Origin of the sequence: Marinoscillum sp. (assembly GCF_965229915.1) — a bacterium.
Classification (GTDB): Bacteria; Bacteroidota; Bacteroidia; order Cytophagales; family Cyclobacteriaceae; genus Marinoscillum.
On record NZ_CBDDJZ010000001.1, the window covers coordinates 427,195 to 440,281 of the forward strand.

Here is a 13,087-nt window from a genome sequence, read left to right on the forward strand (position 1 = left end):
ATTCGTAAAGTGATTGATGTCAATATTCCAACAAGGGACTTTTTTATTGCTCATGCTCATGCTAATAGGCATCAGCGCTTCAGCACAGGACCGAGACATCTCAGTGACCCAGGGAACCTATTCGGTTCATGAATTGCTCCGCAATGTGCGCCAACAAGGCGTTCCTTTAGCTTATAGTCTAGATAGAATTCCAAATTCAACTTGTATCCTACCAGAAGACATCAACAGTCTGTCGGAGCTGTTTACTTTGTTACAAAACCAGGTGGGACTGACCATTTCTGCAAGTAATCAGCAATACCTACTCACCTACACGCCACCGGCTAACCGGCAGTATATCAGAGGAATTATCCGTGATGCTTCATCAGGTGAAGTGCTGATTGGAGCCACGGTTTATATGAAGAGTTCTGAATCTGGGGTGAGTTCCAATACTTATGGATTCTACTCCCTGGAAGTTCTGGAGGGATCACATATTGTAGAAGTCAATTATATAGGATATCACCCTTTGGTGGATACGATAGAAGTGAACGGCTCCAATCAAACACTCGATTTTAATCTGACACCCCAGCCACAGCAGCTAAATGAAGTCGTGGTATCAGCCTACGAACCCAAATTGAACGTTACCAGTCCCATACCAGGTGTCAACACGCTCAACCTGAATACCAAAGGACAGATACCTTACTTCCTGGGAGAGGTAGACGTACTGCAAGGAGCAACACTTCTTCCAGGAATCACCACCCTCGGTGAGGATGCTAACGGACTCAGTGTGAGAGGTGGTAATGTGGACCAAAATCTAATTCTCCTAGATGAGGCCACCGTTTATAACCCCAATCACCTTTACGGGATGATTTCCATATTCAATCCAGAGGCAGTCAATAAAATTGAAATCATAAAAGGATTCATCCCCCCATCCTATGGTGGTCGAGCTTCCTCCGTGATGACTGTACATCAGAAAGAGGGAGATTATAATTCCTTCCATGTCACCGGCGGAATCGGTATTGTATCAGCCAGAATCATTGCTGAAGGTCCTCTCAAAAGAAATAAGAGTTCATTCATCGTATCAGCACGCCAATCGCTCTTCGATCTAACTTTGGACCAAAATACCACCAACTATTTTCAAGACTTCAATGCGAAAACTAACTGGAAGGTAAATGCCAAGAATACGTTCTATCTCTCTGGATATCTGGGAAATGACCGAAGCACCAATGTGTTTGATACGGACAGGGTATGGGGTAACCGCAATCTATCAGCCCGCTGGAATCATTTGTTCGGGCATCGCGTTTTTGCCAATTTCTCAGCTATAGTAAGTCAGTACAACTACAAAATTACTCAGCCCAGGGAGGCTGCCAGTTTCATTGGTCAGTCCCAAATCGTTGATTACACACTGAAGTCAGACTGGGGGTTTATCATTAACAATAATCATGAAATCAACTTTGGAGGAAGCTCGGTGTTTCATAGACTGAAGCCTGGAGAGCGCATTCCTTTTGATGAAGAGTCCTCTTCAGACACACTGATTCTGGATACTGAGACGGGTTTGGAATCTGCCTTTTACCTGTCCCATGAGGCCAACCTCGATCGATTCAAGCTGCTGTATGGATTGCGACTCTCTTCACTAATCAATTATGGACCTGGAGATGTGTATGAGTATACACCAGACCTTCCACTGCTGGATGAGAACATCACTGATACCATGTCCTATCGTTCTTTTGAACCTATAAACACCTATGTAGGCCTGGAACCAAGAGCTTCCATTGTTTACCAATGGAATCAAAACCTCAGCACTAAAATCAGCTATACCAAAACTTATCAATACTTACATCTGATATCCAATACCGTCACCCCTACTCCTACAGATATCTGGAAGCTGAGCGATTCTTATATTAAGCCCACACAGTCTCATCATATTTCACTCGGTTGGTTTTTTAACCTGAAAGACGATAAGTATGAGGCTTTTGTGGATGGATATTATAAACTACTGAATGATCTGCTGGAATACAAAAATGGAGCTGACCTACTATTCAATAACAATCCTGAAACGGAGCTGATCAGTGGAAAAGGCCGAAACTATGGAGTTGAATTCTTTCTAAAGAAAAATGCAGGCAAGGTCACTGGCTGGCTTAGCTACACCCTTTCCAGAAGTGAGGTGCGAATAGACAGTCCATTCGGGTCGGTCAATAATGGAAACTACTTTCCTTCCAACTTTGACCGTAAACATGATGTCACTCTCGTTGGAATCTATGAGATAAGTCCCAGACTATTCGCCTCACTCACCTTCAACTATAACTCTGGCAGGCCATTCACTTTACCACAAGGTAAATACAAATTTGAAGATATTCAGGTACCACATTTTGAATCGAGAAACCAAAGCCGCTTGCCGGCCTATCATCGCCTGGACATTTCCCTCAAATGGCACACGAAAAACACCCATTCAGACGGTTCACCGAAGCGCTTTAATGACTACTGGACCTTAAATGTGTACAATGTCTACGGCCGAAAAAATGTCTATTCGTACGTGTTTGATCAGAATGCCAGCGGACAAACGACCGTGACCCCATACTCGATTATAGACATTGTCGTTCCATCTATAACCTACCATTTTAGATTTTGAGAAGGCTCCTTTACATAGCGATATTTGGTGGTCTACTTACCTCCTGCCAAAGTGATGAGGTGCCGGAGTTATCAGCAGCTAACCTAGTGGTAGTGGAGGGTTGGCTGACCAATATAGATACCATTCAATCGGTCAAATTAAGTACCTCACAGAGTTTTTTATCTGATGAACCAGAGCTAATCCTACAGGATGCCCAAGTCTCCATATCAGGAGACAATGGAGAGACGATCAACTTCCAATATGCCGAAGGTGGGAAATACCTATCTACCCGACGAGTAGCGGGAAAAGCAGGAGTGAATTACACCTTACGTGTCATACTTGCTGATGGCCGAGCCATTACGTCGGGAAGTGAAACAATGAATACGGCGCCTACCATTGATAGTTTGGGCTATGACTCGTATGAAAGACAATCAGAAGATGTACCCAATCTAATCGAAACGGTGTATTACCCAGTTGTCAAGTTTCAAGATCCGGAGGCCGAGACTAATTATTATCGCCTGAGAGTGGCTAAAAATGATACTCTTTTTACTGAAGCGTCAGAAATCGTACTTATAAATGATCGCTTCTTCAACGGAAATGCACCATTCATTGAAAATGAACTCACCATTTTTGAATTTGCTGCTTCTGATTCTATCAGCATAGAGCTACAGGAAATCTCAAGAGCAGGATATGAATTCTTGCGTGTACTAAAGGCTCAAACTACTTCTTTGGGTAGCACTTCTTCCATTACACCGGCTCCAGTTTCAGGCAATTTGCGGTTTGTAGAGTCCGATGAAACAGTCCTTGGCTACTGGGGCACCACTTCGATCCAAAAAGGTGGAATAAAAATTATTCAATAAAAATTCTATTTTCTTTAGGGGTAACCAGCCAATCCCTTGCCATGCATGTGATATGTTCAAAAAATTAGCTGTTTTTATGATCACATTGCTTTTTACCACTTTGGGTATCAAAGCAGTACGAAGAGCCAGAACAGACTCTAACGATCAATTCATCTATTACTGAAAACGACATGTTTGACAGAGAAAATAAAATATCAAAGGGATTGGACAAATTGCTGAACAGCAACCGCAACAATCAATTTCCGACAAATCAAGATGTATTTGTTGGAGATCCTGCTATGCGCAACAACTATTTCGAATCCTTCTATCAGGCCCAGCTGGCTGAGATTGCTTATTCCAAGAATAAGTTCTAATTAAGCTTCGGCCTTTAGAACATCTGCAGGCTTCACGCCAAACTTCTTTTCATACTGCTTGCTGAAAGAAGTGACATTTTTCAAGCCTATGCTTCGTGCAGCCTCTGAGGGGTTTCTCACTTTATTCTTTCTGATGAGATAGTCCACATACTTCATTCGAATTTCTGCCACATATTCAAAAGGAGTCATCCCCGTCAATTTCTTCACTAATCGATAGACTTGTCTTTCACTGGCTGCCATGGCATTGGCCAGGTCAAAAACTGACAGGTTTTCATCGTCTATTCGTTCCATTATCACTTGATCGAGCTTAGACAGTATATCTTTCTCCACTGCGTCCAAACTTGACTTATCGAAGAGTTTGGAGAAGGTTTCATTTTCTGATGATCCGTAACTCTTTCGTGTTTCCAAAAGATTATTGATTCGCAATTTGAGCTCCTTCTTTTGGAATGGTTTCTGGAGATAATCATTGATGCCTTGATAAAGTACCTTCTCCTGATCATTTTCAGAAATCCTGGCAGAGACAACCAGAATTGGGATTTTATTGAATTCCTCATTGGCCTTCAAAGCCTCTATTAATTCAAAACCATCCATCCAGGGCATCATCAAATCGGATACAATTAACGACACTTCATTATGCTTGAGCAGTTCCAAAGCTTCAATCCCGTGAGCTGCTTCAATCACATGGTAATCATCTTCCAAAATCTGCCGAATATGATAGCGTATTTCGGGATGATCGTCCACTATCATTATGGTCATGTTCTCATCTTCCTGTTTTGGTAAACTCACCCCAGCACGCTCTTCACGATTTATTTCATCATACAAATGCTTACGCTCAGAAACATAGGTGAACGTACCGCCCAGTGCTTTCTCTTCCCCGAAGACCGTAGCTTTTGGAAACTCCATCTGAAAACTCGTTCCCAACCCTAAGGCACTTTCTACAGCTATTTTGCCACCGTGCAGTTCTACTAACTCCTTCACCAAAGCCAGACCAATACCCAAGCCTTCCTTGGTCCGGTATTGATTGCTCTTGGACTGATAAAACCGATCAAACACATATTCCAAACTCTCTTCAGGTATACCTTCACCCGTATCAATAATATTGAGCAGGATGTTATCACCATTCTCGCGAGTTTCCACAGTGATCTTATCGCCTTTGGAAGTGTGCCGGATGGCATTGGACACCAGGTTATAGAAGATCTTCTCAAACTGCCTCGGGTCAATGAAAACCGCCTCCTCACGTTTGATATAATTTTTACAGGTAAGCGAAACACCTTTGTATTCAGCCGTACCAATAAACATGTCCGTGAGCATTTCCAAATAGGAACTAATGCGAACTACCTCCTGCTTAAGGCTAATTTTACCTTCTTCCAGTTTAGTCAGGTCATTGATCTCATCCGTGAGATAAAGCAGACGCTTGCAGTTTTTATAACCAGTTTCCAGGTTTTTAATGGCTCCTGGTGTCAATACGACATCTTCATCCTCCTGTAGCATCTCCAGGTTACCCATGATCAGGCTTAATGGAGATCTCAAATCATGTGAAACGTTAGCGAAGAATCGGGATTTAGCTTCATCCAGCTCCTTTAGTTTGTTGGATTGCTTTTCAATCACCTCTTTGTCGGTTTGAATCTTATCCCGCTGACGACTGATCTTATTAGAGAGCTTTTTCTTAACCAGATAAGCTCTGACCGATACCGCAGCAACAATCAAAAACAGCACAATACCTACGACTGTCAATGTGATGATGATCTGTTGTCTGGAGATAATTTCCTGATTCAACTCAGCTTGCTTTCTCAAAAACTCATTCTCAGCTTCCTGCTGCTCCATTTCATATTGCCCCTTGAGCTGCTCAATCCTGCGGATGTTCTCTTCACTGAAAAGCTGCTGATTGAGCTCGCCATAGCGTACGTTTGTTTCATAGGCATTTCGGAAATCTTCACTGTTTGCATAAATTTTACTGAGGTTTTCCAGTACGTTTTTCTCCTCATACCGACTACTCACATCCCGAGTTATATCGATCGCCTTGAACGCGTACTCCTTGGCCTTTTCCAACTCATTTTTGGATAAGTAAATCTTTGAGATGTTATTGTAAACCACTGACAGCATTCGTGGATTGGAGTCCTTCCCTATTCGATCAATCAGACTTAAATGGTATCTTTCCGCTTGTACCATATTACCCTGTAGCATGTAAGTCTCCGCCAGATCTATTTCAGCAGCCAGAGTTCCATATTCATCACCCAGTTTACCTCTAATATCTATGGCTTGTTTGTAGTAGAGTTCTGCTTGTCCATACTCTGCTATTCCTTTGTAGGATCTACCCAAATTCAAAAAACAATAGGCAACCATGCGATTGTCAGCAAGAGCTTGGGCTTGATCCAGGGCCTGAATGAAATACTTAATAGCACCTTGAAAATTGGTTTGGTACAGGTAGAGATTGCCCAGGTTTATCAGAGAATAGCCACGTTGTTCTGGGTTTTTTCGGTCTTCTGCCAGTTTTAAAGCTTCCAAATACTTTTCGAAGGCCTTGGAGAAATTACTGAGATTTCGATAAGCCACACCGATGTAATTGATGGACTGAATTTCCAGATCTGAAAAGTCATTCGCCCGGCTCAGTCTTAAGGCTTGATTAGCAAAGTACAATGCAGAATCAGGTCTGATATCCCGATACTCCCATGCCAATGCATTACTCACTTCTGCAACTGTCTTTACTTCACTGGTAGGTGTTGTACTGAGTTTAGCCCTCAAACTATCAACCTTGATTTCCTGCGAATAACCAAACACAGCAAACAAAGCGACGGTCAATAGCATGCTACTGAATCTCTTGACTATCATATAGGTTGGAATTGTGCAAATTAAAGCTAATCAAAGAGATGTTAATAGCACTGCTGAAAACACAGTATTTCGACTAATTTTTAAGAATTGCATTACGAGTTGAACTGATGCTCAAATGCATAATCCTCAAAGAATTGAAGTGATTCAGGGTTGCGCATAGCGCCTAGATTAGCTGCATTCTGCTTGTTTTTACCCATCAGAATCTTCTTCACCGGTGCTTCCATTTTCTTACCACTAATCGTATAAGGGATATCCTTTACCTCTATCACCTCATCAGGCACATGGCGTCTGGAAAAATCATTGGTCAATTGTCTATTAATTTCTTCTTTGACTTTATCAGTAAGGTGGGTGCCTTCTTTCATCACCACAAACAATGGCATAAAATGCTTACCTCCAGCCAGCTCCAGATTGACGATAAGACTGTCCTTAATGGATTCTAATTTATCCACACTTTGATAAATCTCTGCGGTACCAATGCGGATTCCGTGGCGATTTAACGTAGCATCGGATCGACCTTTAATCACCAAAGTGTTGCGGTCTGTGATCAGCAGCCAATCTCCATGTCGCCATACACCGGGGTATTCCTCAAAATACGATTCTTTGTAACGCTCTTTACGGACATCACCCCAAAAGTAAATAGGCATAGATGGCATAGGTTTAGTCACCACCATTTCACCTACCTCATTCACCAATGCCTTGCCATGATCATCGTAGGCAAACATAGCGCATCCCAGGGCACGTCTTTGTATTTCACCCTCATATAAAGGCTCCAAAGGACATCCTCCAACGAAAGCAGAACAAACATCAGTGCCACCACTCATGGAGCACAGCCAGACATCCGACTTCACCTTTTCATAAATCCAGTCAAAACCCTCAGGAGGCAAAGGAGAACCTGTGCTGCTGATTGACCGAAGGCTCGACAAGTCAAATTTCTTGCCTGGTTCTAACTTCTTATTCATGCAAGCCACAATGAACGGGGCACTGGTACCAAAATGGTTGATACCAACTTCTTCACTAAACTTCCAAAGAGCATCAAGTCCGGGATACCCGGGACTGCCATCATACAAAACGATTGTAGCGCCAGCGAGTAAAGTCGATTGGACAAAATTCCACATCATCCAACCAGTGGTGGTAAACCAAAAGTATTTTTCGCCGGCTTTCACATCATTGTGAAAGGTGACGTACTTTAAATGCTCTAGCAAAACTCCTCCCTGTGAGTGTGTTATGGCTTTGGGCTGGCCAGTGGTACCCGAGGAGTAGAGTACCCAAATAGGATCTGCAAAATCCACCGCTGTAAAGTCAAGAGAGGCATCCTGACTGACTACATCATCCCAGGTTGCCGCATAATCCACAAAAGCAACCTGGTGCAGATATGGAATCTGGAGAACGGATTGAATGGAAGGTAGTTCAGAGAGAATTTGATGAACGGTCTCCACTCTGTCATGACTTTTTCCCTGATACCGATACCCATCAACAGTAATCAGTACTTTGGGCTCTATCTGCTTGAAACGATCCACCACACTGTTAGCACCAAAATCTGGCGAACAGCTGGACCAAACAGCCCCTAGCGAACAGGATGCTAAGAAACCCACCACCGCCTGCGGAATGTTTGGAATATAAGCCACCACACGATCGCCTTTAGTGACACCTTGTGCTTGCAAATAAGCTCTTACCGCCGCGACTTGCTGCCGCAATTCACCCCAGGACATGCTCACAGTCTCATTACCTTCCTGTTTGAAGATTATAGCGTCTTTTCCCGCTTGTTCCTGCCGGAAAATGTGTTCTGCATAATTGATCTTACTTCCTTCAAACCATGTGGTTTCTGGCATTGGAGCATCATCATGTACCGAACGGCACTCTCCATGGTCTATGATTTGAAAATACTCGTAAAGCGACCCCCAAAAGTCCCTGGTATGATCAATGGACCATCTCCACAGTTCGTCATAGTCTCCAAAAGACAATTCTTTTTTGGATCGGAGCCAATCCATGTAGGCTTGTAGATTGGACTCTGATTTGAAGGATTGGGAGGGTTCCCACAGTTTTTTTGGGGTAGTGGACATGCTGCGAATATGAGTTTTTGGGGTTGTTGCTATTCGGATAACAAGTCTCAGTCATTTTGTTCCCATAAAAAAATTGTGTGAAGATTTTCTCTAGAAATTTTCTCAACAGATACGGAAATCTATCTTTGCAGCCCTTAAGTATCAAACCAAAAAACAGCTCAACATGAAAATCTGGTATACCTGTAAGATCAAGCACACGAAAGAATTAGAAGATGGTATGATGAAGCAGGTAACGGACACGTTTTTGCTAGATGCGGTATCCTACACAGATGCTGAGTCCAGGGTGTATGAGATATGCGAGCGTGACATTCATGGAGAGTTTGCTGTCACGCAGATCACCAAAACCAACATAGCGGAAGTGATCAATCATGAAGATGCTGAAAAATGGTTCAAGAGCAAAGTGGTGTATGCCACAGTAGATGGAGATAGCGAAAAAGAAGTCAAGATCAATACCTACATCCTGGTAAGTGCTGAGAACGCTAAGCAGGCTTATGAGCGCATTGAAGAGCATCTAAACAGTATGCTGGTACCATATGACATACCATCAATTGCGCTAACGAATATCCTGGAGGTTTATCCATATGATCCTGAGAGCCAAATTCCTTCGAACCTTAAACCGCTATCCGAAGTAATGAACGAAAGCTCAGAATCGTAGTTTACGCTCCCAATAGAGCGCTTCACGATCATCGGCTATTTTCTTCTGAACAGTTTCTAGCCCGAGTAGTTCGTGCTCAGGTCCTTTGGAGGTAAAATGCCATTGACCACAATCCTCACACTGATACACATTGATAGGGCCGCTTCCCTTTCGATAGTTATTTCGGGCACGTAGATCAATTAGAGCGTCTATTGCCTCGCGTTCCGTGTCGTAGATTCGCTTGCCAGTACTACACTTCATACAGTCTTTAACCATAAAAGTAACGGAACAGTTTACTCTTCCAGGAAGTGATGGCGCTTAAAAATATTTCCAGGAGTAACACGATAATCAACCTCACCACTATTGGTGTAATGGACAATTCGCATATCATCGAATCCAAAGATGTAGATATTCATCTCCACATTCAGCTCCAAATTGTGCGTAAAGAGTTTTTTCATCAATCCCCAGGATTTCATTATTTCCTTCTTTTCACTTTTGTCCATCTCGTGCGTGTTAAGCGAAATAGAATTGGTAGAAATGTAGCTCTCATGAAGTCGCACCTGCACCTCAGCAGCTCTCTGGCCCTGTTCAGCCATTACCTGCTCAAACATGTGAGCGGTGATTAGGTCGTGATTTAAGTCTGCCAGAAGGTCTGATCTCACCGAATCATCAGAGATGTCGTGAAAGTAATACTTCTCCTTTAAGAAATCATTGCTCACTTCCACCACCGAAAACAACAAGGTATCATAGATCATCAACGGATATATATCTACTGGCACGAGTAGCATGGTGAAGTTCTGATGCTCAGTGAAGTGCTTGACGTATACATCAATATCCTTCCCAACACTGATGTCCTTTCTGCGAAGCTTAATTGAGTCGCTTTGGATATTGTGGCCTTTTTCCAGGAGGTACTGCAGAAACACCTTCGACTCAGTAAATTTATGGACAATGTCTTCGATATCTTCCAGGTGATTTTCCTTGATATACGCTTCCATAGACTCACCAACCTCCTGCACATCATTGGATGCACCAAAGCGCTGCTGTGCATAGGTGTTCACAAAAACACATAGAGAAACCATGAGTATAGCGGTGCGATTGATCATATAGGCCAGTCAGGATTAATGACAGACAAAAATAACCGTAATTATATCAACACAAAAAAAGTTGATTTAAAGGTCCTTTACACATCTGAAGCCCGTATGATTGAAACCGGAGTCTTTGGATGAGCTCATTCTTCTGGCCACGCGGTATCCGCTACAGTAGCTGTCATTACAGAGAAATGAACCGCCTCTTATCACATGTTTGGGGGTGTAGGGTTCTCTGGGATCATAATAATTCTGTGAGCCCTGAGGGTTTTTCACCTGTTCCTGATTGGCATATTGCTCATAAGCTGCCAAATCATACTTGTCTTCGCACCACTCCCACACATTTCCAGCCATATCGTATAAGCCATAGCCATTCGCTGGAAAGGATTTGACAGGAGCAGATCCCTCATATCCATCCAATGCATAGTTTTGATACGGGAATTTCCCCTGCCAGAAGTTAGCCTTATCCGACGCCTCTTCAATGCTGGTATTGCCCCATGGGTATTTGACATCATCTCTTCCTCCCATTGCAGCCCACTCCCACTCTGCCTCTGTGGGCAAGCGCTTACCCGCCCACTTGGCATAGGCCTGTGCATCTTCCCAAGCTACATGCACTACGGGATGGTTCATTTTTTCTTCAATAGAACTTTCTGGTCCTTCAGGATGCTTCCAATCTGCTCCGATAGTCCATGCCCACCACTGAGCATAGTTGTTAAGATCTACAGGACCGTCAGTACCTGCAAAAACCAACGATCCGGCTTTTAACAGACTATCAGCCGGTTTAGGAGTGCCTGGAGGTACTTGCTTCTTGATTTCCTCCCAATCAATATCTTGCTCAGCTATGGTCACATAACCAGTTGCTTCCACGAACTCCTTGAATTGCTTATTTGTAACTTCAGTAATATCCATGTAGAATGGTGATAACTTCACTCCATGCCTGGGAAACTCATCTTCATACGCCTGATCCGACTTACCTCCCATGGTGAATTCTCCTCCGGGAATTAACACCATACCATCAGGGCTTTTGCTATTCATTACGCTTGAGGCATCCTGATCCTCTACGTCTTCTATAGAATTTGACGGATTATTTGAGGAGCTACAAGAAGTTAACCAACCACTTAATAAAAGTAGGCCTGCACCTACAACGATACTCGATTTCATCATAGCTCAAACTTAGCCAATAAACGTTTGCGGTATGTTTGCTATAGTCCCAAAATATGGTCTCATTATTCCAAACCTCCATAATAGGTAAGCTTACCAGCAATTAAGTGCGAATTTTCACATAGAATCCCTTCCTGTTTCAAAAGATTCATATTACTTTGCAATGCCAGGATTAACTTATTCTATATCTTCATACTGGTTTTCCAGTTGCGCCTTAGTAGTTAGATAAGTAATCAGGTATAAAACTGAACAACTACTAAATTAATTACAGCAATGAAACTTCTAAAAAATCTAACCTTATTCGCTTTAGTACTATCTATCGGAGCACTTTGGTCTTGTAACCCTGATGACGGTGATGATCCACAAACTCCACAAGAGCTTACTCTGGAGGCATTGCAGGGAACCTGGAACTTAGACGCTTCCACGTCACAGCTGGCCAACACTGGCATTGATGGCTCAGGAATCAGCGTAACGATCACTTCAACTGGTTTTACACTTTCAGGAGATCTGACAAGCTATTTGGACAAAGTTTCTTACTCAGTAAATGAGGACGGAGAGTTAGAAAGCCCATCGGTCAACATTACCTCAAGTGACATTGAGCTAGATGGAAATGTTACGGTTTCCCTAAACGGCGCTATGGATACGCTGACAGTGTCATTTTCAACCAAACTGGCTGAAGGACGTGTGGACGGACTTGGAGACTTTAAACTGGTTTTCGTAAAAGCCAGCTAACCCATACAAACAAAATTAACTATTGAGCCTCGCTTTTAGCGGGGCTTTTTTATTTGGCGCAATGCCATAAATGACGAATATCAATTAAGTAGATTGATTTCAGTCATATTTTTATTGCTTCCTATTCATGATCTTGTACTAGCCACTAAACAACCCCGATCATGAAAACCTCAAACGTACTCCTGGAAATTGCCCCAATAAATGTCTGCTGTGATAGCTGCGGCATTGAGATCGAAACAGGTAAGCAGTTTATTGCTGACCTGAATGAATCCACCATTCACTGCATGATGTGCAGCAGCCAACTCCAACTACTGAGTGTCAACGAATCAAATACCCATGCCGTCAACATCAAGCTACCGATCAATTGAACAAAGAGAAAAGCAATATGAACTTAGACGTGCAAATAAAAAAGCACTTACAATTTTCACATCGTAAGTGCTTTAATTTGATCCGGGCCACGCAGGCAGGACTCGAACCGTAATGACGGCCCGGCTGGAACCTCCCATTCGCGGACTACTGCTTAGAAGTCGTTCGCTGTTGCGACAGTTGCTCCATCCTCCCGATGGCTATCGGGAGAGCTATGGAAGCATTAACTACGATTCACGGATTAATATGTATTTTTAGTGGATTTCACTAGTCAGAGAAACACCTCAGAGCACAAAAAAAGCCCTAACTTTTACAGTCAGAGCTTATCTTCGTGATTCCACCCGGGCCACGCAGGCAGGACTCGAACCGTAACGACGGCCCGGCCGGAACCTACCATTCGCGGACTACTGCTTAGAAGTCGTT

General features: G+C 43.1%; 11 protein-coding genes. 6 read left to right on the forward strand and 5 right to left on the reverse strand.

Going from position 1 to position 13,087, the window contains the following annotated elements; genetic code table 11:
* The first annotated feature begins 16 nt into the window (after positions 1–16).
* The 3 genes from ACO067_RS01835 (at position 17) to ACO067_RS01845 (ending at position 3,797) form a co-directional block, all read left to right on the forward strand.
* Positions 17–2,605: a TonB-dependent receptor gene (locus tag ACO067_RS01835; protein ID WP_421869941.1), complete on the forward strand. Its 2,589-nt coding sequence runs from the start codon at positions 17–19 to the stop codon at positions 2,603–2,605.
* Positions 2,602–3,444, forward strand: a complete 843-nt coding sequence (locus ACO067_RS01840) for a DUF4249 domain-containing protein (RefSeq protein WP_421869945.1) — start codon at positions 2,602–2,604, stop codon at positions 3,442–3,444. The genes ACO067_RS01835 and ACO067_RS01840 overlap by 4 nt, the downstream gene beginning before the upstream one ends.
* 170 nt (positions 3,445–3,614) lie before the next feature.
* Positions 3,615–3,797: a hypothetical protein gene (locus tag ACO067_RS01845; protein WP_421869948.1), complete on the forward strand. Its 183-nt coding sequence runs from the start codon at positions 3,615–3,617 to the stop codon at positions 3,795–3,797.
* Here the strand turns inward: ACO067_RS01845 and ACO067_RS01850 are convergent, their stop codons facing one another.
* Entirely contained in the window at positions 3,798–6,626 is a 2,829-nt protein-coding gene (locus ACO067_RS01850) for an ATP-binding protein (RefSeq protein WP_421869951.1), read from the reverse strand. It abuts the gene before it with no gap.
* A 92-nt stretch (positions 6,627–6,718) separates the two neighbouring features.
* Positions 6,719–8,686 (reverse strand): acetoacetate--CoA ligase, encoded by a 1,968-nt coding sequence (locus ACO067_RS01855; RefSeq protein WP_421869954.1) that lies wholly within the window; start codon positions 8,684–8,686, stop codon positions 6,719–6,721.
* A gap of 163 nt (positions 8,687–8,849) precedes the next feature.
* On the opposite strand from ACO067_RS01855, the gene ACO067_RS01860 reads away from it, so the two are divergent.
* Positions 8,850–9,341: a DUF4494 domain-containing protein gene (locus ACO067_RS01860; protein ID WP_421869957.1), complete on the forward strand. Its 492-nt coding sequence runs from the start codon at positions 8,850–8,852 to the stop codon at positions 9,339–9,341.
* On the opposite strand, the gene ACO067_RS01865 is transcribed toward ACO067_RS01860, so the two are convergent.
* From ACO067_RS01865 to ACO067_RS01875, 3 genes are all read right to left on the reverse strand, one after another.
* A complete protein-coding gene (locus tag ACO067_RS01865; RefSeq protein ID WP_421869960.1) occupies positions 9,330–9,581 on the reverse strand; it encodes a hypothetical protein in 252 nt (83 codons plus the stop codon). The two genes, ACO067_RS01860 and ACO067_RS01865, sit on opposite strands and share 12 nt — an antisense overlap.
* 32 nt (positions 9,582–9,613) lie before the next feature.
* Positions 9,614–10,423: a hypothetical protein gene (locus ACO067_RS01870; protein WP_421869963.1), complete on the reverse strand. Its 810-nt coding sequence runs from the start codon at positions 10,421–10,423 to the stop codon at positions 9,614–9,616.
* A 66-nt stretch (positions 10,424–10,489) separates the two neighbouring features.
* On the reverse strand, positions 10,490–11,569 hold the full coding sequence (locus tag ACO067_RS01875; RefSeq protein ID WP_421869966.1) for a formylglycine-generating enzyme family protein: 1,080 nt from the start codon (positions 11,567–11,569) through the stop codon (positions 10,490–10,492).
* 270 nt (positions 11,570–11,839) lie between these two features.
* Here ACO067_RS01875 and ACO067_RS01880 point away from each other — a divergent pair, with 270 nt between their 5' ends.
* Positions 11,840–12,298, forward strand: coding sequence for a hypothetical protein (locus ACO067_RS01880; RefSeq protein ID WP_421869969.1), 459 nt, complete (start codon positions 11,840–11,842; stop codon positions 12,296–12,298).
* A 161-nt stretch (positions 12,299–12,459) separates the two neighbouring features.
* A complete protein-coding gene (locus tag ACO067_RS01885; protein ID WP_421869972.1) occupies positions 12,460–12,666 on the forward strand; it encodes a hypothetical protein in 207 nt (68 codons plus the stop codon).
* Positions 12,667–13,087: the final 421 nt, after the last annotated feature.